This is a genomic window from Roseateles sp. P5_E11, from assembly GCF_054049355.1.
The window spans coordinates 1-21,899 of the sequence record NZ_JBFUMO010000040.1 but is presented as its reverse complement, the minus strand read 5'-3'; the positions used below and the strand labels follow the sequence as shown (position 1 = coordinate 21,899).

17 protein-coding genes are annotated in these 21,899 nt (G+C 68.8%); 10 read left to right on the top strand and 7 right to left on the bottom strand.

Annotation, left to right across the window (positions count from 1 at the left end; translation table 11 throughout):
- The 7 genes from ACXJKR_RS05425 to ACXJKR_RS05395 form a co-directional block, all read right to left on the bottom strand.
- On the bottom strand, positions 1 to 1,253 hold a 1,253-nt coding region (locus ACXJKR_RS05425), incomplete at its 3' end, for an efflux RND transporter permease subunit (protein WP_457321375.1).
- A gap of 8 nt (positions 1,254 to 1,261) precedes the next feature.
- Positions 1,262 to 2,287, bottom strand: coding sequence for a WD40/YVTN/BNR-like repeat-containing protein (locus ACXJKR_RS05420; protein ID WP_457321373.1), 1,026 nt, complete (start codon positions 2,285 to 2,287; stop codon positions 1,262 to 1,264).
- Positions 2,287 to 3,645, bottom strand: coding sequence for a DUF1329 domain-containing protein (locus ACXJKR_RS05415; RefSeq protein WP_457321371.1), 1,359 nt, complete (start codon positions 3,643 to 3,645; stop codon positions 2,287 to 2,289). Before ACXJKR_RS05415 ends, ACXJKR_RS05420 begins: the two co-directional genes overlap by 1 nt.
- A gap of 20 nt (positions 3,646 to 3,665) precedes the next feature.
- The gene (locus tag ACXJKR_RS05410) at positions 3,666 to 5,402 is read right to left on the bottom strand and encodes a DUF1302 domain-containing protein (RefSeq protein WP_457321369.1); all 1,737 of its coding nucleotides are present in this window, start codon (positions 5,400 to 5,402) and stop codon (positions 3,666 to 3,668) included.
- Between the two features lie 50 nt (positions 5,403 to 5,452).
- Entirely contained in the window at positions 5,453 to 6,712 is a 1,260-nt protein-coding gene (locus ACXJKR_RS05405) for an MFS transporter (RefSeq protein WP_457321368.1), read from the bottom strand.
- Positions 6,713 to 6,738: 26 nt separating this feature from the next.
- On the bottom strand, positions 6,739 to 7,506 hold the full coding sequence (locus ACXJKR_RS05400) for a coniferyl-alcohol dehydrogenase (RefSeq protein WP_457321366.1): 768 nt from the start codon (positions 7,504 to 7,506) through the stop codon (positions 6,739 to 6,741).
- A gap of 29 nt (positions 7,507 to 7,535) precedes the next feature.
- Entirely contained in the window at positions 7,536 to 8,999 is a 1,464-nt protein-coding gene (locus ACXJKR_RS05395) for a benzaldehyde dehydrogenase (RefSeq protein ID WP_457321364.1), read from the bottom strand.
- Between the two features lie 283 nt (positions 9,000 to 9,282).
- Between ACXJKR_RS05395 and ACXJKR_RS05390 the strand changes: the two genes are divergently transcribed.
- The 10 genes from ACXJKR_RS05390 to ACXJKR_RS05345 all read left to right on the top strand — a co-directional run bounded on the left by ACXJKR_RS05390 (position 9,283) and on the right by ACXJKR_RS05345 (position 21,727).
- Positions 9,283 to 11,079 (top strand): sigma 54-interacting transcriptional regulator, encoded by a 1,797-nt coding sequence (locus ACXJKR_RS05390; protein ID WP_457321362.1) that lies wholly within the window; start codon positions 9,283 to 9,285, stop codon positions 11,077 to 11,079.
- Positions 11,080 to 11,146: 67 nt separating this feature from the next.
- Complete coding sequence (locus tag ACXJKR_RS05385; RefSeq protein WP_457321360.1) at positions 11,147 to 11,917, top strand: hypothetical protein; 771 nt, start codon at positions 11,147 to 11,149, stop codon at positions 11,915 to 11,917.
- A 232-nt stretch (positions 11,918 to 12,149) separates the two neighbouring features.
- Positions 12,150 to 13,391: a thiolase family protein gene (locus ACXJKR_RS05380; protein ID WP_457321358.1), complete on the top strand. Its 1,242-nt coding sequence runs from the start codon at positions 12,150 to 12,152 to the stop codon at positions 13,389 to 13,391.
- Positions 13,388 to 14,956, top strand: a complete 1,569-nt coding sequence (locus tag ACXJKR_RS05375) for an acyl CoA:acetate/3-ketoacid CoA transferase (protein WP_457321356.1) — start codon at positions 13,388 to 13,390, stop codon at positions 14,954 to 14,956. Before ACXJKR_RS05380 ends, ACXJKR_RS05375 begins: the two co-directional genes overlap by 4 nt.
- Positions 14,953 to 15,768, top strand: coding sequence for a crotonase/enoyl-CoA hydratase family protein (locus ACXJKR_RS05370; protein WP_457321354.1), 816 nt, complete (start codon positions 14,953 to 14,955; stop codon positions 15,766 to 15,768). The genes ACXJKR_RS05375 and ACXJKR_RS05370 overlap by 4 nt, the downstream gene beginning before the upstream one ends.
- Entirely contained in the window at positions 15,765 to 17,615 is a 1,851-nt protein-coding gene (locus tag ACXJKR_RS05365; protein WP_457321353.1) for a feruloyl-CoA synthase, read from the top strand. Before ACXJKR_RS05370 ends, ACXJKR_RS05365 begins: the two co-directional genes overlap by 4 nt.
- A 5-nt stretch (positions 17,616 to 17,620) precedes the next feature.
- Complete coding sequence (locus ACXJKR_RS05360) at positions 17,621 to 18,394, top strand: SDR family NAD(P)-dependent oxidoreductase (protein ID WP_457321351.1); 774 nt, start codon at positions 17,621 to 17,623, stop codon at positions 18,392 to 18,394.
- Positions 18,395 to 18,404: 10 nt separating this feature from the next.
- Positions 18,405 to 19,433, top strand: coding sequence for a Rieske 2Fe-2S domain-containing protein (locus tag ACXJKR_RS05355; RefSeq protein WP_457321350.1), 1,029 nt, complete (start codon positions 18,405 to 18,407; stop codon positions 19,431 to 19,433).
- Positions 19,430 to 20,377 carry a PDR/VanB family oxidoreductase gene (locus ACXJKR_RS05350; protein WP_457321348.1) on the top strand — a complete coding sequence of 316 codons (948 nt, stop codon included), beginning with the start codon at positions 19,430 to 19,432 and terminating at the stop codon, positions 20,375 to 20,377. The genes ACXJKR_RS05355 and ACXJKR_RS05350 overlap by 4 nt, the downstream gene beginning before the upstream one ends.
- A 324-nt stretch (positions 20,378 to 20,701) precedes the next feature.
- Positions 20,702 to 21,727 (top strand): ROK family protein, encoded by a 1,026-nt coding sequence (locus ACXJKR_RS05345; protein WP_457321346.1) that lies wholly within the window; start codon positions 20,702 to 20,704, stop codon positions 21,725 to 21,727.
- Positions 21,728 to 21,899: the final 172 nt, after the last annotated feature.

Sequence of the window (21,899 nt, the reverse complement as noted above, 5' to 3'; positions counted from 1 at the left end):
GGGTTGAACTCGGGGTCGTCACGCAGGCTGCGCTTGGCCGCCGCCGGGCTCACGCCCACGTAAGACAGCAGGATGGGCAGCAGCACGAGGTTGGTGAAAATCAGCACCGCCACGCCGATGCTGGCGACGAGCGCCAGGTCCTGGATGGCCTGGATCTTGATCAAGGCCAGCACGGCAAAGCCGACGGCGTCGCACAGCAGCGCGGTGAGGCCGGCGACGAAGAGGCGGCGGAAGGTGTAGCGCGCGGCCACCACGCGATGCGTGCCGCGGCCCACGTCCTGCATGATGCCGTTCATCTTCTGCGCGCCATGGCTCATGCCGATGGCGAAGACGAGGAAGGGCACGAGCACGGAGTACGGGTCCAGCGCGTAACCGAGCAAGGCCAGCAGGCCGAACTGCCAGACCACGGCGACGAGCGAGCAGGCGACGACGAGCGCGGTGCTGCGCACGCAGCGCGTGTAGCCCCACAGCACGCCGGCGCAGATGACCAGGGCCACGGCGAAGAACACCAGCACCTGCTGCAAGCCCTCGATGAGGTCGCCCATGACCTTGGCGAAGCCGGTCACGTGCAGCGCGACGGCGTCGCTGTCGTACTTGGCGCGCAGCGCCTCGACCTGGCGGCCCAGCTCACCATAGTCCAGCGCCTGGCCGGTCTTGGGGTTCACGTCCAGCAGCGGCACGAAGACGATGCTGGACTTGGCGTCACCGGCGACGATCTGGCCGATCTCGCCGGAGCGCTCGACGTTGGCGCGCACCTCGGCCAGCGCGGCGGGCGAGCCGTCGTAGCTGTCGCCCATGACGGTGTTGCCATCCAGCCCGTCCTCGGTCACGGCGACCCAACGGGTGTTGGCCGTCCACAGCGACTTCATGAAGGGCCGGTCCACGCCGGGCATCAGGTAGATCTCGTCGCTGATCTTTTGCAGCACCTCCAGGTAGTGCTTGTCGTAGATCGTGCCCTTCCTGGCCTCGACGACGATGCGCAGCGCATTGCCCTGGCCGCCCAGGTCGGCCTTGTGCGCCAGGTAGTTGGCGATGTAGGGGTGCGACGTCGGGATGGTCTTCTCGAAGCTGGCGTTGAGCGTCAGCTTGAAGGCCTGCTGGCCCAGCCACAGCGTGGCCAGCAGACACAGCAGCATGACCCAGGGCCGGTGGTTGAAGAGCAGCCGCTCGGCCCAGGAGCCGGAGCGGGTGTCGAAGTCGTCGAGCTGGGTCACCACGGGTTGGGTGCCCAGCGTGTCGGTGGCGGCGTGCATCGTCGAGGTCAGGGAGTGGGTGACGCGCGGCGGGTGCCGCGCAGGCTGGCGATGACCCAGGCGCCGTCGGGTGCGGCGGCCAGGCCGGCGGCGGGCAAGGGTCCGGCAGGAGGCGGCTGGCGCGTGAACGTGCGGCCGTCGTCGGTGCTGGTGAAGAGCTCGCCGGTCTGGGTCAGCAGCGTCAGCCCGCCGCGCCGTTCGATGCCGGCCTGCAGGCTCAGCGGCGTGCCGAGCTCGACCTTGTCCCAGTTGGCGCCCGCATCACCGGAGCGGTAGACGCTGCCGCGCAGGCCATAAGCCAGCAGCGCGCCCGAGTGCGAGGCCAGCAGGCCGAAGAAGCTGCCCTTGTAGGGCGAGGCCAGGGCCGTGAACGTGGCGCCGCCGTCGCTGGAGCGCAGCAGCAGGCCCTGCTCGCCGGCGATGAACCATTGCCCGTCGACAACGCGAACGCCGTAGAGGTGCAGGCCGCGCGGGTTGGCGGCGCGCGTGGGCAGCGGCTGCCAGCTGGCGCCGCCGTCGCGCGTGACCATGGCCAGGCCGTAGGCGCCGACGGCGATGGCCTGGCGCGCGTCTATGGCCTCAAGGTCGAACCAGGGCTTGTCGGCGCCCTCCTCCACCACGCGCTGCGCGGCGCGGCGGCCGGCGTCGTCGGTGGCTGCAGCCAACAGGGCCTGCGCGGCCTGCAGGCCGTCCAGCTGCTTGTGCCAGGTCTTGCCGCCATCGCCCGTCTTGAGGATGACGCCGAGATGCCCGGCGGCCCAGCCGTTGTTGGCATCGACGAAGCGCAGCGCCGTGAGGCCCGAGCGCACCGGCACCGCAGCCTGCTGCCAGGCCTTGCCGCCGTCGTCGGACCACAGCACCGTGCCGCGTTCACCGGCTGCGACGAGCCGCTCACCCGCGCGGGCCACGGCCAGCGTCGCCGCGCCAAGCGCCTTCGGGCTGATGAGTGCCGGTTCAGCCAACGCGGCCGGCGCCGGTGCGGCAGCCTGGGCGGACACCGCACAGGCCAGCGCGAGGAACGCCAGCCTGCGCATTACCTGGCCCCTTCGTTGGCGAGCTCTTCGGGGCTGAAGAAGCTGCGCGGCAGCGGTGCGACGATCTTGTACTGGCTGGCCAGTTCGTTGCTGGCCATGTTCAGGTAGTAGGCGCCGGTCTGCAGGTCGTAGCCGCCCCAGAACATGCTGCCGATGACGGCCGGGATGTCCGGCGCCAGCAGGGTCAGCGTGTAGTTGGTGCGCCAGAGCTCGCCCTTGGCATCCCAGCCGTCGAACAGGATGATCTGCCAGCTGTCCTCGTCGATGTAGTACTTGCGCTTGGGCACGACGTGGCGCTTGCCCTCGGCCAGCGTGGCCTCGACCTCCCAGACACGGTGCAGCTCCCAGCGCACGACACTGGGGTTCAGCGTGTTGGGCGTGACGAGGTCCGCCACCTTGGCAGACGCCGCGCGGTTGTTGTTGTAGGGGATGAAGAGCTCGCGCTTGCCGACCAGCTTGAGGTTGTGCTTGTCGCTGGGGCCGAAGAGCATGAAGGCTTCGTCGAACAGGCCGATGCCCGAGGTCACCGAGTCGGGCGTGTCGTAGGCCACCGACGGCGCCTTGCGCACGCGGCGCTGGCCCACCAGGTATTGCCACAGGCCGCGCGGGTTGCCGGCGTTGAGGTTGTCGTGCGCCAGGATGGCCTCGCCCGCCTTGGAGCCCGGCTCGCTGACGACGAACTTGCCGAGGCCCGCATAGCCGTCGAACTTCTCCAGGCTGCCCTCGGGGTCGTAGAACTGCCGGCGAAAGCTCTGCGTGCCGCCGGATGCCATCGCGCGCTTGCCGTCGGCCGTCACGACCCAGACTCGCACCGGCGCCTGCGCGTAGGTGCCGACCCACGCAAGGCGGTGGTTCTGGAACACCTCATAGCCGTCCTTGGGGATGGGGAAGGGCGTGCCGCCATAGGCGCCTTCGGTGCCCTGGCCGTTGTCGACGAGCTTGGCGCGCGTGGCGTTCTTGAACGTGTTGTCGTAGACCCATTGCGGCGCGGCGGCCGTGCGGTGGCTGGGGTAGACGTCGATGCGGAAGTCGGGGTACTTCTTCATCAGCGCCTTGACGCCATCGCTCAGCTTGGCGTCGTACTGCGCCATGTTTTTGGCGTTGATGCTGTACAGCGGCTTCTCGGCGACAAAGGGGTCGGGTCTTGCATCCCCGGGCTTGAAGCCGGCGGGCGCCTTGGTCAGGCCGCCGTCCCACGTGGGGATCGTGCCGTCCTTGTTGGCGGCGCGCTCGGCGCCCAACGGGGTCAGCGTGGTCTTGAGCTTGGCGGCTTCTTCGGCCGACACGGCGGCGAGGGCCGGGCCTGCCAGCAGCAGGGCGGTGGCCAGCAGCGTGGCCTTGAATTGGATGCGATTCATGTGAAGGTCTCCGTGGGGCTTCAGAAGGTGCGCGAGACGGTGAAGCTCAGGTTGGCGCGGTCGCGCAGCGACTGGCCGAACGTGAGCTGGCGCGGCGAGCCGCTGCCGGCCACCAGGGTCTCGGTGAAGGTCTTGGCGGTGCCGAAGAAGTCGCTGTAGGTCAGCGCGAAGTTCCAGTCGTTCTGGTACTTGCCCTTGACGCCGATGCTGTAGTCGCCCGCGCTGGCCGCGCCGCCGGCGAAGTTGGCGATGGACGAGGAGCGCCCGCCAAAGTTGTAGCCCAGGCCGATGGGCACGGACAGGTCCAGCCCCGGCAGCACCTGGAAGTACTGCGGCTCGAACAGCATGCGGAAGGCGAAGGCGCCCTTGGTGGTGTTCGGGTCCAGGCCGCCAATGCCCATGCTGGCGCCGGTCGGCGTCGCAAAGATGTCCTTGGTGATGCTGAGCCGGTGGTTGTAGGCCAGCTCGGCCACCAGGGCACCGCCCTGCCACAGCGCGCCGGGTTGCAGCACGTAAATGCCCGAAGCCTGCAGGTGGGCCGTGCGGCCGACGGCGAAGCAGGGGTTGGCGCTGCCGCCGCAGGCCAGCACGGGGCCCAGGCCCAGCACGGCGGGGTCGCTGTTCAGCGGCGCGTTCCAGCGCACCGAGCCTTCGACGGCCCAGTTGAGCTGACCCACCGACGACGTGACGCTGGCGCCGACCGTCTTGATGTCGTCGCCATAGGCCAGGTGCACGTTGCCGTTGACGAAGTCGAACACCGGCACGGCCGGCGTCTTGTCGTGGTACTGCGCCGCGTAGAGGCCGAACTCGTAGTCGCCACCCGTCGGGCTGAGGCGCAGCTGCACGCCGCCCTGCCCCGAGTTGCGTGGCTTGAGGTCCTTGCTCTTGTCGTAGCTCAGCAGGATGGGCGCGCCCTGCGGCGTCAGGCCGAAGTTGACGGTGCCGGTGCCGACGTAGTCCTGGTTGGAGAAGAAGCTGCCGACGCCCGGGATCTTGCTCGGCCGCCACTTCAGCTGGTAATAGGCACCCAGCGAAACGCCTTCAGCGATCTGCAACGAACCCGAGATCTGCTCGACCGGCAGCAGCACTTCCTTGAACTGCCAGCCGGGCACGGACACGATCTTGGCGACGTCGACCGGCCCTTGCGCGTTGGCAATGCCGTTCTGGCCGAAGAACAGGCTCTCGCCCCATTGCAGCGTGTGGCGGCCGATGCGCACGGTGCTCTTCATGCCGCCGACCTCGCCCTTGAGGTAGACGAAGGCGTCGAGGAACTCGCCGCTTTGGCCATGCTGGCGGCGGGTGTCGGGCAGGAAGTCGTTGGAGGCTTGGCCCGTGAAGGTGTTGGAGGTCGGGATCGTCGGGCCGAGGGCGTTGCCGCCGGCATACAGCGCGGTGCCGGCATAGCTGTTCTGGCGCAGATAGACCGAGTCGCGCCAGGCGTTGCCGCTCACTCGGGCACCCCAGCCGGGGCCGGCGAGGTCGATCTCGGCCAGCAGGTCGAAACGGTTGGAGATCTGGCCGCGCTTGAAGTTGTGGTCGCCGTCGTCCTCATTGACGGTGCCGGGGTCCTTGGCCACGTCCAGCCGCGTCAGCGCGTCGGACGGGTTCTTCAGCCGCACGGCGGTGCTGTACTTGGGCGTCAAGTCCAGGCGCAGCTTGTAGTCGCTGCTGGGCAACTCGATGTCAAAGGCGTGGGAAGCGGTGGGCAGGGCGAGCGCTGCCGCTACCGCCAGCGCATGGCGGGTATGTCTTGTCATGTTGTCTCCGGTTTTGTAGAAATCTCGGGCTCACCGGCCCGTGCGGGAAATCAGAGTGAGGTCGAGGTCAGCCCGCCCTCCACGGGCAGGCCGCTGCGCTGCTGGCGACACGGCGCGGTTTCCAGCAGGAACAGCGACGCGATGGCCCCGCAGACGAAGCCCGCGAGGGCAACGTGCAGCGTGGCGGGCAGGCCGTGGTGCTGGGCCACATAGCCCGCCAGGACGGGTGCCAGCCCGCCGCCGAAGATCTCGCCCGCGCCCGACACGAAGCCGACCGACGAAGCGATGAGCCCAGCGGGGGCCGCCTCGGTGGCAATTGGCCCCGAGATCAGGCCGAGCAAGCCCAAGGCGCACACCGACAGGCCGAACAGCAGGGTGAACAGCATCTGCGGGTTGGCGCCGGTCTGCCCGAAGGCATACAGCAGCACGGCCGAGCCGATGAAGGCACTGATCGCAACGGGCTTGCGGCCGATGCGATCCGACAGGGCCGACAGGCCGAAGGACCCGACAAAGCCGCCGAAGCCGATGGCCGACACCACGTAGCCCATCTCCTGCGTGCTGAGCTTGAGCACATGCTCCAGGTAGATCGGCACCATCGCGCTGATGACGAAGATGCCGGCCATGGCGCACAGCACGGCCAGCGTGGCCAGCAAGACATTGCGCGAGCGCAGCAGCGTGCTCCAACGCGGCGCCGGGGCGGCGGCGGCCCCGGGTGCGCGTGCCGGCGGCGCATCGCCGCGCAAGGTGCGCGCGATCAACACCGCAACGACCAACCCCGGCAGCGCCGACACCATGAACACCCAGTGCCATGACGGCAGCACCTGCAGCAGCTGCGTGGCGATGATGGGCGCGAAGCCCAGGCCGAGCAGCGAGAACATGCTCAGTTGCAGCCCCTGGTTCAGCCCGCGCCGCGCGGGCAGCGAGGCCTCGCCCGTGGCGGCGATGCTGGCCGGCGTGAACGCGCCTTCGGCCACGCCCATGACGGCACGGATCAACATCAGGCTGGCGAAACCGCTGGCCAGGCCCGACAGGCCCGACAGCAGCGAGAACGCCACCATCGTCGTCACCAGGATCTTCTTGCGACCGATGCTGTCCGACAGCCGCCCCATCAGGATGGCCCAGGCCCCCCAGGTGAGGCTGAGGACGCCGATCAGGGTGCCCAGTTGCTGGTAGTCCAGCCCCAGGTCTTTCATGATGTGAGGGAACAGCGGCGCGATGATCCAGCGGTCCAGCCCGACCAGGCCGAAGCCCAGTCCCATCAGCACGAGCGTCTTGCGCTCGTAGCCCGTGTCGTGCGGGGGGTGTTGCATGTGTGTCTCCTCGGTGCGCGGGAGGGTCAGTAGTAGGTGGAGGCCAGACCGCCATCCACCGGCAGGTTGACGCCGCTGACCCAGCGCGACTCGTCGGCGCACAGGAAGGCCACCACCGGCGCGACCTCGTCGGCCAGCGCGGGGCGCTTGATGCGGTGCGAGTCCTTCTGCACGCGCTCCTCGCCGAGCATCTGCACGAAGTCGCCGAGGATGGGCGTCAGCACCGGGCCGGGCGCGACGCAGTTCATGCGCACGCCGCTGCCCAGGAACCATTTCTGCGACTGGGTCAGGGTCCAGACGATCAGCGCTTCCTTGAAGTACTGGTAGCAGGTCTCCTGCGGCACTGGCTTCTTCGCGAGGAAGGCCAGGCCTGCCTCGAAGTTCGGCGTCTCGGCCAGGGCCTTGTGGATGTCGAGGCGCGCCGGCCACTCTGCGCCCAGGATGGAGGCGATGTTGACGATGGCGCCGCCCTGGGACAGGCGCTCCATCGCGCGGGTACAGAGGTGGCGCAGGCCGAGGTAGTTGACGCGGGCCACCAGGTCCACCGGCGCGGTGCCGGGCACGCCGGCGATGTTGCACAGCGCGTCGAAGCGCTCGGGCAGCAGCTTGAAGGCGGCGTCGATGGCGGCCTGCTCGGACAGGTCGGCCTTGATGAAGCCGTCCAGCGTCAGCAGCGGCTCGTTGCGGTCCACGCCGATGACGCGGGCGCCCTTCAGGCGCAGGAAGCGCGCGGTCTCGGCGCCAATGCCGGAGCTGGCACCGGTGATGACGATGGTCTTGCCTTGGAAGTTCATGGCTTGTCTCCTGAGGGTTTGTTGTCGCGTCAGAACGGGAATTGAGGAGGCGTGTCTTTCACCGTGAGCCACTGCCAGGTGCTGAACTGCTCCCAATCGCCGGGGCCGCCGTGCGAGTTGCCGTTGCCGGCGATGCCGGGGCCGCCGAAGGGGTTGACCGCGTCGTCGTTGACGGTCTGGTCGTTGATGTGGACCATGCCGGCGCGCAGCTGGTTGCCCACCGCCAGGGCGCGACCCACGGACTTGGAGATCACGCCCGCCGCCAGGCCGCCATGGCCGGTGTTGGCCAGCGCCACGGCCTCCTCGTCGGTCTTGAAGGTGACGAGATTGACGACCGGGCCGAAGGTCTCGTCGTCGAAGGCCGGCATGCCGGGCTTCACGCCGGCCAGCACCGTGGGCTTGTAGAAGAGGCGGTCGTAGCTGCCACCGGCCAGCAGCTGGGCGCCGGCCTTGACGCTGGCCTGCACGGCGGCATGCACGCGGTCGCGCTGGCGCTCGTCGATCAGCGGCCCAAGGGCAACCTGGCCGGTCGCGCCGTCGCCCACCGGCAGGTGCTGGGCCTTGGCGACGAGGCGCTCGGTGATGGCCGGCGCGATGGATTCGTGCACCAGCACGCGGTTGCTGGCCATGCAGATCTGGCCTTGGTGCAGCCAGGCGCCCCAGGCGATGTTGCTGGCGGCGAGGTCGAGGTCGGCGTCGTCGAGCACGACGAGGGCATTGCTGCCGCCGAGTTCGAGCGAGACCTTCTTCAGGTGCCGGCCCGCCAGCTCGCCGATGCGCCGACCCACGCCGGCCGAGCCGGTGAAGGAGATCATCGCAACGGCCGGGTCGGTGACGAGCGCCTCGCCCACATCGGCACCGCCGGGCAGCACGTGCAGCAGGCCGGCGGGCAGGCCGGCGGCCTCGAAGACCTGGGCGATCATGAAACCGCCGCTGACCGGCGTGCGCGGATCGGGCTTGATGATGACGGCGTTGCCTGCGGCCAGCGCCGGGGCGACGACGCGCAGCGTCAGGATGAGCGGGAAGTTGAACGGCGAGATGACGCCCACGACACCCAGCGGCACGCGCCGGGCGATGGACATGCGGCCCGGCGTGCTGGGCAAGACCTGGCCCTGCGACTGCAGCGGCATGGCGGCGGCGATCTGGCAGAAGGCGATGGCCTCGCGCAGCTCGTGCTGGCCCTTGGGCAGGATGGCGCCGCTCTCGCGGGTGACGAAGAGCGCCAGCTCGTCGAAGTGCTGCTGGAACAGCTGGGCGGCACGCAGGAACACGGCGGCGCGCTCGCGCGGCGGCATGGCAACCCAGGCGGCCTGGGCGGTGGTGGCCGCGCTGGCAGCGGGCGGCACGTCGGCGGCCACGGCGCGGCCGGTGCGGGCCAGCACGGCGCCCGTCGCGGGCTCGATCAGGTCGGCGGCCTGGGACGCGGCGCGCCAGCCGCTGCTGTACAGGTGTTCACGCCACAGCGTGGGGTCGAGTAGGGGCTGAGGGGTCATGGCGGGGCTGCTGAGGTGGGTTGCGAAAAGCGCGAACTCGGTGCTCGCTTGCCCACTTGCAGTGCAACGCGTGTGCCACGCCGTGCCAGCGCGCCGCGCCACCGAGGTGCACCACTGCGCCACGACAGATCGTTTTCAGAGTGAAAACATCGACCTCCCTCGGGACTTTCCCTGGCCCCGGAAAAGATGCACCAAACGCGGGTTATCCCCTGACATTGATATTTATCAAATGAAAACAATTCGAGGGAGTGACAAGCCGCCGACCTGCTCAATTCATCACCTCATGACCAAGCTACCTCGCATCTCCCTGGCCGAAGTGGCCCGCCAGACCGGCACCATGCTGAAGCGGGGCGACAGCAAGCACTTCGTCGAGGACCAGGCGCCGACGATGGGCGACCTGACCGAGTCGCTGTTCTTCTCGCCCGGCGATGGCCGCATCTGGCTGAACGACCAGCGCATGCTGTTGCTGCACAGCTCCTCCGTCGGTCACCTGCGCCGCGAGCTGATCGACACCCTCGGCATGGAGCGAGCGCGCGGCCTGCTGACGCGGGCCGGCTATGTGTCCGGCGCGCGCGATGCCCAGCTCGTGCGCGAGCGCTGGCCCAATGCCGACGCGGCCAACGTCTTCATGGCCGGCACGCGGCTGCATGCACTCGAAGGCGTGGTCAAGGTGACGCCGCTCGCCTTCGACTTCGACATCCACCGCGGCACCTACGAGGGCGAGTTCCTGTGGGAGCACTCCAGCGAAGACGATGAGCACATCAGCGCCTACGGTGTCGGCACCGAGGCCGCCTGCTGGTCGCAGGTGGGCTATGCCACCGGCTACGTGACCAGCCTGTTCGGCCAGCTCGTGATCTTTCGCGAGATCGAGTGCCGTTCGATGGGCGCCAGCGCCTGCCGCGTGATCGGCCGCCACGCTGCGGCCTGGGGTGACATCAGCGAAGACCTGCGCTATCTCGAAGCCAAGGAATTCCATCGCCTGAACGCCGCCGAGTCCGCGCCCGCCGAGGCGCCGGCGGCCGCCACTCCCGCAGGCTCGGATGAACGGCCCAGCGCCGAGCGCCACGACATCGTCGGCGCGTCGTCGGCCTTCACGTCCGCCTGCCATCAACTGGCCCGCGTGGCCGGCACGCGCGCCACGGTGCTGTTCACCGGCGAGTCGGGTGTCGGCAAGGAGGCCTTCGCGCACCGGCTGCACCGCATCAGCGCGCGCGCCGCCCAGCCCTTCGTGGCCGTGAACTGCGCCGCCATTCCCGAGACGCTGATCGAGAGCGAGCTCTTCGGCGTCGAGCGCGGCGCGTTCACCGGCGCCAGCCAGTCACGCCCGGGGCGCTTCGAGCGGGCGGACGGCGGCACGCTGTTCCTCGACGAGATCGCCACGCTCAGCCTGGTCAGCCAGGGGAAGCTTTTGCGCGCGCTGCAGGAGGGCGAGGTCGAACGGGTGGGTGGCACGCGCACGTTGCAACTGGACGTGCGCGTCGTCGCCGCAACCAACGTGGACCTGCAGGCCGAGGTGCGCGCCGGGCGCTTCCGCGAGGATCTTTTCTACCGCCTGAACGTCTACCCCATCCACCTGCCGCCGCTGCGCGAGCGGCGCGACGACATCCCGCTGCTGATGACGCATTTCCTGCGTCGCGAAGCGCAACGCCACGGTCGCCACCCGACCGGCTTCACGCCACGCGCCGTGCGGGCCATGCTGCACTACGCCTTCCCGGGCAACATCCGCGAGCTGCAGAACCTGGTGGAGCGCGGCGTCATCTCGGCCGAGGACGACCAAGCCATCGACGTGGCCCACATGTTCCGCCGCGAACAGCTCAGCGATGAAGCCCTGCTGACCATCGGCGCCCATGGCACGCTGCAAAAGGCGGCCGCGCCGCCGCCGCGCCTGCTCGACCTGCTCGGCGAAGCGCTGCAGACCGGCGGGGCCGGCCACGTCGAGCTGGACGCCATCGAACGCCAGCTATTGCAGGAAGCCACCGAGGCCGAGAACGGCAACCTCGCCGCCGCCGCGCGGCGGTTGGGCATCACGCGGGCGCAACTGGCCTACCGCCTGCAGCGGGCGGCGGCGGTTCCTGACTAAGTCGCGCTGAGACGCTTCAGAGACGGCTGCTACCTAGCATGGTGCTTGTCACCGCCTGGAGCCACTCATGAAGCCCCTTTTCACCCTCCTTGCCATCTGCCCTCGCAAGGCCGCCGCCATCGCCTGCTCGCTGGCCGCCGTTCTTTTTCCCGGCCATGCCAGCAGCATGAGCTTCAGCGAGAACTTCGACTCGGGGTTGCCGAACTCCCAGTTGTCCACTTTCGCGACGGCGCCGGGGTTCAGCCTTTCGCTTTCGGGTGGCAAGGCATTCATGACCCAGGCGGCGGAAACGCCGAACGGGGTGATCGCGCTGAGCACCCGGTTCTTCGTGGAAGGCGACTTCTCGGTCACCGTCACCGCGAACCGGGTCGGCCTGGGGTCCGCGGAGGCCGGGCTCAATGCCATCTTCGGCAGCAGCCCGGAAGTGACCGGCACCGCAGATGTCTTTTTCGTCCGGCAAAGCGGCATCAACGCCAATATCGTTGCAGGCCACAGCCAGACGTCGGGCATCACGTCCCTCAATGCGACCGACGCGATCTTGCGAATCCGACGTGTCGGCACGACGGTCTTCGACGAAGTGGATACCGGCAGCGGCTTCGTCACGCTGCACACGCAGTCGGACAGCGCGTTCGCCAAGCCGGCGCAGTTCGAGCTGTTCCTGATCCAGGAATTCGGCAGCACCGCGATCAATCAGGCCTCGTTCGACAACTGGATCATCGTTGCCGACAGCATCTCGGCGGTGCCCGAGACATCGAGCTGGGCGCTGCTGGCGTGCGGCTTGATGGCGATGTGGGGGTTCAAGACGATTGGGCAGCGTCGGTCGTCAGCGGGTGCTTGAAGCGCACATCAGTCGTCAAACAGTTGTTTTTAAAAACAATTTCCTCACCATAACGCCGGCGCCATGAAGCGCTCACCTCGAACCAAAAGGAGCATACAGACGCAATATCTGTGCAGATCTCGTTGAATCGTGACGCTCAGGAATTCGTGCAAACCCTAGAGGCAGAGTCGATTATTTAGTTAATACTATTAATCATCAACAGCCTTGGGGCTGGCTTCCGCCAGCTGGATGCATGCCCGACTTCTCCGCCCGATTCGACGACCACTGGCTGCTCGGTGGCGCACGCACCCCCTGGGTCGACTACTGCGGCGCACTCGCCGAGGTCTCGCCCATCGACCTCGGCATCAAGGCGGCCCGCGCCGCGCTGGAGCGTACGGGCGTGCCGGGCAGCGCGGTCGACTCGGTCGTCACCGCCTCCATGGCGCAGGCCTCGTTCGACGCCTACATGCTGCCGCGCCACGTCGGCCTTTATGCCGGCGTGCCCATCGAGSTGCCGGCCATCCTCGTGCAACGCATCTGCGGCAGCGGCTTCGAGATCATTCGCCAGGCGGCCGACCAGATCACTCTCGGCTACGCCAGCCTCGCGCTGGTGGTGGGTGCGGAGTCGATGTCGCGCAACCCCATCTGCGCCTACACACACCGCAGTGGCTTCAAGCTCGGCGCGCCGGTCGACTTCAAGGACTTCCTCTGGGAGGCGCTCGACGACCCCGCGGCCAAGGTCTCGATGATCCAGACCGCCGAGAACCTGGCGCAGAAATACGGCATCACCCGCGCCGAGGTCGACGCCTATGCCGCCGCCTCCTTCGAGCGCGCACTGCGTGCCCAGGCCGACGGCTTCCTAGCGGGTGAGATCGCGCCGGTGACGAGCGAGCGTTTCGAGCTGGCAGGCTACGAAGCGCGCGGCATCAAGCTGCCACGCAAGGTGGCCGCGGCGGACCGTGACACCCATCCCCGCCCCTCGTCGCCCGAAGCGCTGGCGGCCTTGCGCACGGTCTACGAAGGCGGCGTGCAGACGGCTGGCAACTCGGCAGCCCTGGTCGACGGCGCCGCGGCTGTCGTCGTCGCCTCGGGCGCGCAGGTGCGCGACCGCGGGCTGAAGCCTATCGCCCGGCTGCGCGGCGCGGCAGCGGCGGGCGTGCCGCCCGAGATCATGGGCATCGGCCCGGCGCCGGCCATCCGCGCTCTGTTGAAGCGCTGCGAGCTGAAGCTGTCGGACATCGACCTCTTCGAGATCAACGAGGCCCAGGGCGCCCAGACCCTGGCCTGCGTGAAGGAGCTCGGCCTGGACCTGGACCGGCTCAACGTCAACGGCGGCTCCATCGCCCTCGGCCACCCGCTCGCCGCCACCGGCGTGCGCCTCACCCTCACCGCGGCCCGCGAGCTGCAGCGCCGCGGCGGCAGCTACGCCATCGTCTCCGCCTGCGTCGGCGGCGGCCAGGGCATGGCCTTGCTCATCGAGAACACACAAGCATGAAGATCATCACTGCCGACCAGGTCGGCCCCCTCGTCAAAGACGGCGCCACCCTCTTCCTCGGCGGCCTGGCCATGATGGGCCTGGCCGAAGAGGCGTTGCAGGGGCTCGAGCGCCACTTCCTCGCCACCGGCCACCCGCGCCAGCTCACCACCTGGGCCTGCGGTGCCATCGGCAACGCCGGCGGTGGCGGCATGGCCCACCTGGCCCACGCGGGCATGGTCAAGCGCGTCGTCGCCGGGCACTTCGGGCAGACCGGCAAGGCCATGATGGCCATGGTGCATGCCGGCGAGGTCGAGGCCTACAACTTCCCGCAGGGGTCGCTGTCCAGCCTCACGCGCCACATCGCCAGCCGCTCGCCGGGCCTGCTGACCAAGGTCGGCCTGGGCACCTTCGTCGACCCGCGCCTGGAAGGCGGCAAGCTCAACGCCGCCGCGCGCGAAGACCTCGTGCGCCTGGTCGAGTTCGAGGGCGAGGAGTGGCTCTTCCACCCCTCGCCGCGCATCGACGTCGCCTTCATTCGCGCGACGTATGCCGACGAGCGCGGCAACCTCAGCATGGACAAGGAAGGCGTGCTGCTGGAGCAGCTGTCCATCGCCCAAGCCGCGCGAGCCTGCGGCGGCATCGTCATCGCCCAGGTCGAGGCCGTGGTGGCCGCCGGCAGCCTGCATCCCAAGAGCGTCAAGGTGCCGGGCCTGGTGGTGGACTACGTCGTCGTCGCCAAGCCCGAGAACCATCTGCAGACCATCACGACGGCCTTCAACCCGGCCTTCAGCGGCGATGTGCGCGTGCCGCTGGGCAGCATGCCGGCCATGCCGCTGGACGAGCGCAAGGTCATCGCCCGCCGTGCCGCCATGGAGCTGCAGCCGGGTGCCGTCACCAACCTGGGCATCGGCATCCCGGCCGGCGTCCCGTCGGTGGCCGCCGAGGAGGGCGTGTCCGACCTGCTCAACCTCAGCGTGGAGTGCGGCGTCAACGGCGGCGTGCCGGCCCAGGGCGGCGACTTCGGCATGGCCTACAACCCCGAGTCCATCATCGAGCAGGGGTCGCAGTTCGACTTCTACGACGGCGGCGGGCTGGACTGCAGCTTCCTCGGCCTGGCCCAGACCGACCGCCACGGCAACGTCAACGTCAGCAAGTTCAACGGCCGGCCCGTGGGCTGTGGTGGCTTCATCAACATCACGGCCTCCACGCCTCGCCTCGTGTTCTGCGGCAGCTTCACCGCTGGCGGCGTGGACCTCGCCGTGGCCGATGGCCAGCTGCACATCCGCCAGGAGGGCCGCGCGCGCAAGTTCGTCGAGCAGGTCGAGCAGATCACCTTCAACGGCCGCGATGCCGCACGGCGTGGCCAGGAGGTGCTGTTCGTCACCGAGCGCGCCGTGTTCGCGCTGCGCCCTGAAGGCCTGGAGCTGACCGAGATCGCACCCGGCATCGACCTCGAGCGCGATGTGCTGGCCCACATGGAATTCCGCCCGCTGATGCGCGACGTGAAGACCATGGACGCCGGCCTCTTCCAAGCACACTGGGGCGGCCTGGCCGCCGCTCTCTCCAAGCAGACCCACGCATGAACGCCGCCACCGACTTCCTCCCCGCCAGCGGCCTGCTGGCCCAGCTCGACCTGCTGCGCATCGAGCATGCCGGCGCCGTCACGCACCTGTGCCTGAACCGCCCGGCCAAGCGCAATGCCATCAACGAGGAGCTGATGCGCCAGCTGCACACCGCCCTGCTCAACCTGCCGGCGTCGACCAAGGCCCTGGTCATCAGCGGCGAGGGCAGCCACTTCTGCGCCGGCCTGGACCTGTCGGACCTCGCCGAGCGCAGCGTCGCCGAGGGCGTGCTGCATTCGCGCGGCTGGCATGTCGTCATGGATGCCATCCAGTTCTGCCGCGCGCCGGTCGTCGCTGCGGTGCATGGCGCCGTGGTGGGCGGCGGGCTGGAGCTGGCGGCCGCCGCGCACATCCGCGTGGCCGACGAGACCGCCTACTTCGGCCTGCCGGAAGGCCAGCGCGGCATCTTCGTCGGCGGTGGCGGCTCGGCCCGCATCCCGCGCCTGGCCGGCGTGGCCTGCATGAGCGACATGATGCTGACGGGCCGCGTGCTGGACGCGAACGAAGGCGAACGGCGCGGCCTGGTGCAGTACGTCGTGCCGGCCGGCGAGGCCGTGGCCAAGGCCATCGAGCTGGCCGGCCGCATCGCGCAGAACGCGCCGCTGTCCAACTTCGCCGTGACCCAGGCCCTGCCGCGCATTGCCGACCTGTCGCAGGCCGACGGCCTCTTCATGGAGTCGCTGATGGCGGCCATCGCCCAGGGCGACGACGTGGCCAAGCAGCGGCTGCAGGACTTCCTGCAGAAGCGCACGCCCAAGGTCGTCAAGTCATGAAGCCGCGCTACCGCCCGGTCGCCATCGGTGGCTGCCTGGACAACGCCAGCGTCGAGCACCGCGCCGACGGCGGCTTCGTGCTGCGCTCAACCGAGCCGCTGGCGGCCTACCCGGGACATATGGGCGAGCGTCTGTTGCACTGGGCACAGGTGGCGCCGGACCGGCTGCTGGCAGCGCAACGCGAGGCGAACGGCGGCTGGCGCTGCATCAGCTACGCCGAGATGGTCGAGCGGGCACGCTCCCTCGGCCAGGCCTTGCTGGACCGTGGCCTGGGCGTCGAAAAACCCCTGGTCATCCTGTCCGACAACGACCTGGAGCACCTCAGCCTGATGCTGGGCGCCATGTGGGCCGGCATCCCCAGCGTCAGCATCTCGCCGGCCTATTCGCTGGTCTCGACCGACCACGGCCGCCTGCGCCACATCCTCGCCAAGGCCACGCCGGGCGCGGTCTACGCGGCGGACGCGGGCTATGCCCGCGCAATCGAGGCCACGGTCACGGCGGACACCCGCGTCATCCTCGGCGAGGGCCGGCTCGAAGGCCGGGCCACCGAGCGCTTTGCCGACCTGCTCGACACGCCACCCGGCCCCACGCTCGACGCCGCCCACGCGCAGATCGGCCCCGACACCATCGCCAAGCTGATGTTCACCTCGGGCTCGACCAAGGCGCCCAAGGGCGTGGTCATGACCCAGCGCATGTGGTGCGCCAACCAGCAGATGACGCTGCAGGCCATGCCCTTCCTGGCCGAGCAGCCGCCCGTGGTGCTGGACTGGCTGCCGTGGAACCACACCTTCGGCGGCAACCACAACCTGGGGCTGGTGCTCTACAACGGCGGCAGCCTCTACATCGACGAGGGCCGGCCCGTGCCGGGCCGCTTCGAGGCCACGCTGCGCAACCTGCGCGAGGTGGCGCCGACGATCTTCTTCAACGTGCCCAAGGGCTTTGACGAACTCATCTCCGCGCTGCAGGCCGACACCGCGCTGCGCGACCACTTCTTCAGCCGGCTGCAGTTGGTCGAGTGCGGCGGCGCGGGACTGTCGCCGAAGACGCTGGACGCCTTCAACCAGCTGGCCGAAGCCGCCATCGGCGAGCGCATCCGCATCGCGGCGGGCCTGGGCATGACCGAGACCGCACCCACATGCACCTTCGCCATCCCTGAGGAGGCCCGCGCCGGCTTCATCGGCTGGCCCGTGCCCGGTGTCGACGTGAAGCTCGTCCCCACGGGCGACAAGGCCGAGGTGCGCTTTCGCGGCCCCAATGTCATGCCCGGCTATTGGCGCGAGCCCGAGCTGACGCAGGAAGCCTTCGACGATGAGGGCTACTACTGCACCGGCGACGCCGCCCGGCCCTGCGACCCCACCGACCCCACGCAGGGTCTGATGTTCGACGGCCGCATCGCCGAGGACTTCAAGCTCTCCACCGGCACCTTCGTCAGCGTCGGCCCGCTGCGCGCCCGCGTCATCGCCTTGGGCTTCCCCTGCGTGCACGACGCCGTCGTCACCGGCATCGGGCGCGACGAGATCGGCCTGCTGATCGTGCCGCGCGTGAACGAAGCCCGCCGCCTGGCTGAACTGCCCGACACCGCCGCCACCGCAGACGTGCTGAACCACTCGACCGTGCGTGCCTTCTTCGAGGCGCTGGCCAACCAGCTCTGGGTGCAAGGCACCGGTAGTGCCACCCGCCCGGCCCGGCTGCTGCTGTTGGCCGAGCCGCCGTCCATCGACGGTGGCGAGATCACCGACAAGGGCTCGATCAACCAGCGCGCCGTGCTGAGCCGCCGCGCGGCCCTGGTCGAACTGCTGCACGAGGCCCCCGTGGGCCACCCCGACGTCATCACCCCGCACCGCTGAACACCATGAACATCTCTGGACAAACCGCCCTCGTCACCGGCGCCGGCTCCGGCCTCGGCGAAGCCGTGGCACGCGCCCTCGCGGCCCAAGGCGCCCGCGTCGCCCTGCTCGACATCAACGAAGCCGGCGCCCAGCGCGTGGCCGCCGACATCGGCGCCGACCGCGCGCTGGCGCTGCGCTGCGACATCACCGACGCGGCATCCGTCACCGCCGCGCTGGATGCCGCCGCCGCTGCCTTCGGCCCGGCCCGCATCCTGATGAACATCGCCGGCATCGGCAGCGCCAAACGCATCGTGCAGCGCGACGGCTCGCCCGCGCCGCTGGAGGACTTCGAGCGCGTCGTGCGCATCAACCTCATCGGCACCTACAACGTGACGCGCCTGGCTGTCAGCCGCATCGTTGCGTTAGCCCCGTTGGCTGACGGTGAGCGCGGTGTCATCGTCAACACCGCCTCGGTCGCGGCCTTCGACGGCCAGGTCGGCCAGGAGGCCTACTCGGCCTCCAAGGGCGGCATCGTCGGCATGACGCTGCCGCTGGCACGCGACCTGGCGCAGTTCGGCGTGCGCGTCTGCACCATCGCGCCGGGCCTGTTCGCCACGCCGCTGATGAAGGAGCTGCCGGAAGAAGTGCAGCAGTCGCTCGCCGCCTCCATCCCCTTCCCCAAGCGCCTCGGGCTGCCCGAGGAGTTCGCTGCGCTGGCCCTGCACATCGCCAGCAACGGGCACCTGAACGGCGAAGTCATCCGCCTCGACGGCGCCCTGCGCATGGCGCCGCGCTGAAGGACTCCTCATGTTCATCACCAACACCTGGTACGTCGCCGCCCGCAGCGACGAGGTCGGCACCGACAAGCCGCTGGGCCGCAAGGTCTGCAACCACGCGATGGCCTTCTTCCGCAACAGCGCCGGTAACGTCAGCGCGGTGGAGGACTTCTGCCCCCACCGCGGCGCGCCGCTGTCGCTGGGCAGCGTGCACRGCGACACCCTCGTCTGCGGCTACCACGGCCTGGCCATGGGCGGCGACGGCAAGACCGTCGCCATGCCCTGCCAGCGCGTGCGTGGCTTCCCCGCCATCCGCAGCTTCCCCGTGCACGAGGCGCACGGCTTCATCTGGGTCTGGCCCGGCGACGCCGCCCAGGCCGACGTGGCCAAGCTGCCCGCCTTCGAATGGCTGGGCAACCCGGCCTTCGGCTACGGCGGCGGGCTGTACACAATAGCCTGCGGCTACAAGCTGATGGTCGACAACCTGATGGACCTGACGCACGAGACCTATGTGCACGCCAACAGCATCGGCCAGAAGGAGATCGACGAGATCCCCTGCACGACCCGCGTCGACGGCGACCACGTCATCACCGAGCGCCACATGCAAGGCATCGAGGCGCCGCCGTTCTGGAAGATGGCCCTGCGCATGAACGGCCTGCCCGACGACCAGCCGGTGGACCGCTGGCAGATCTGCCACTTCACGCCGCCCAGCCACATCATGATCGAGGTAGGCGTAGCGCTGGCCGGCCAGGGCGGCTATGAGGCACCCGACGCAGTAAAGGCAGCGAGCTGGGTGGTGGACTTCATCACCCCCGAGACCGACACCTCCATCCACTACTTCTGGGGCATGGCGCGCAAGTTCAAGCCGCAGGACGAGGCGCTGACGGCCCAGATCCGCGAGGGCCAGGGCAAGATCTTTGCGGAGGACCAGGAGATGCTGGAACGCCAGCAGCTCAACCTGCTCGCCTGGCCACAGCGCCAGCTGCTGATGCTCAACATCGACGGCGGCGGTGTGCAGTCACGCAAGGTCATCGAACGAGTGCTGGCGGCGCAGGCATGATCACGGTCCGCATCGAGGCCAAGACCGCGGTCGCGCAGAACGTCTGCGCCCTCACCCTCGTGGCTGCCGATGGTGGCGCCCTGCCCGCCTTCACGGCCGGCGCCCACCTCGACGTCCACCTGCCCGGCGGCATCGTTCGTCAGTACTCGATCAGCAACGACCCCACAGAGGCCGACCGCTATGTGCTGGGCGTGCTGCTCGACGCTCAATCGCGCGGCGGTTCGCGAGCGGTGCACGAGGTGTTGAGCCCGGGGCAGACGCTGCAGATCAGCGCACCGAAGAACCACTTCCCGCTGGCCGCGCAAGCCCGCCGCAGCCTGCTGATCGCCGGCGGCATCGGCATCACGCCCATCCTGGCGATGGCTCGCCAGCTCGCGGCTGATGGCGCGGACTTCGAACTCCACTACGCGGCGAGCAGCGCCGAGCGCATGGCCTTTCGAGCGGAGATCGAGGCGAGCGCCTGGGCTGGCGCTGCGCGTTTTCACGTGGCTGGCGACCGCCTCGACGTGCAAGCACTGCTGGCTACTCGCGATGCCGACACCCACGTCTACGTCTGTGGCCCCAAGCGGCTGATCGATGCGGTAGCCGAYGCCGCGAAACGCCACGGCTGGCCAGAGGGTCGGGTCCACCATGAGTTCTTCGCGGGCGCGCCGGCGGCCTCGACCGGTCAGGACGGCCCATTCGAAATCGAACTTGCGCGCAGCGGCCGCGTGATCCTTGTTGGCGCCCATCAGACCGCCGCCCAGGCCCTCATCGCCGCGGGCGCACCCCTGCTGACCTCCTGCGAGCAAGGCGTCTGCGGCACCTGCCTGACGCGGGTGATTGGCGGGGAACCCGAGCATCGCGACCTGTACCTCACGCCCGAGGAGCAGGCCGCAAACGACCAGTTCACGCCTTGCTGCTCACGGGCGCGCAGCAGTCGCCTGGTGCTCGACTTGGGTTGAGCCACCCCGGCGTTGGATTGACGACTTTTTCAGCGCCGGGCGCTGGCCACCCACGTCCAGCCCCCATTCGCGCAACGCCCCCTCGCTGACCTGCGCCGTGATGGCCTGATGGCCCACCCTGCGGCTGGCCGTGCCACGTGCCGCGACACTGTCGTCGGCGCCCACGACCGACCGTGAAGGCCGCACTGGCGCTCGGTCAGCATGAAGCAACCAACGATTGCTTTTTTGCTTTACTTTGTGCGTCGCTCAAATTAATATTTGGTCTGACCGCATTTGATAGAAAATAAAGCCCGGTCCGACCAAGCAAACGGAGGAGACAAACACGTGCTGGCCGAAGCGACGGGGAGCCAACAGCTGCTGAAGACCGATCTCACACCTCTGCTGCTTATTGGCGCAGAGGTTGGCATTGAGTCCGTGCGCACTGTCGCCACTTCGCTGGCGGGCGAGATTCAAGGTTGCGTGACCGCTCGCTACGGGGCCAGTCCGACCGCCGAGGCCTGCGTGGCCAGTCTCGCAAGCGCGCTACGGGACTTGCACAGGCAGGTCCGCCCTGGCCAGCAAGTCCTCGGCATCGGCATCGGGCTGCCGGGTAGCATCGACGAAGCGCAAGGCATCGTGAACTTCGCCCCCCATCTGGGCTGGCGTGACGTGCCCATCGCCGCACTATTGAGTGAGAAGCTTCGCGGCACCTCGCTCGCCGATGCCCCGCTGTTTGTGCAGAACGAAGCCGACACGGCCGCGCTGGGAGAACTGGAGTTCAACCCCACCCCTGACTCGGACCCGCTCTTGTATGTCTCCATCAACCAAGGCCTCGCCGCTGGTGTCATCGTGGGAGGTCGTCTGCTGACTGGAAGCCGGGGATACGCAGAGGAGGTAGGTCATATGGTCCTGCAGTTCAATGGACCTCTGTGTTCCTGCGGGCGGCGCGGTTGCGCTGAAGCCATGATCGCGACACGGGCCGTCCAGCGCGGCAGCGCCGGCACCGCCGTTCGACGCTCGCTCGGCGAGGTGCGCGAACACCTTGCCGCAAAGGATCGCGAAACACTGAAAGCGGTCACCTCCGCTGGCCACCATCTGGGCATGCTGCTGCTGAATCTGGCGACCGCCTATGACCCGGGCTGCATCGTCCTTGGCGGCTCCGTCACCGAACTGGGCGCGCCATTCCTGCAGCCGGCGCTGGATGTACTGGACGCTCACAACACTTTCGGCAGTTCCGCCAGTCCGACGGTCCGCACCTCCCGGTTTGGCCTGAATGCCGTTGCCATTGGCGCGGCTGCACTGGTTCGCTACCGCCTGACGCACCCCGCCCTGCCGTCGGCAAACGGCGGCAGTGCCGTCACGGTCTCTTAGAAGGTCACTGATGTATCTCGGTATCGATCTCAGCTGCACCCAATCACCGTGACTGCCCTCTTCTCTCCCGATCCCCAACGCCATGCCCGCCTGGCCCCCCGCCTGGCGCGTTTCCGTGACCTCTACCGCCGCCTGCGCGGTGCCTGACCCCCGAGTTATGACGAGCTATTTC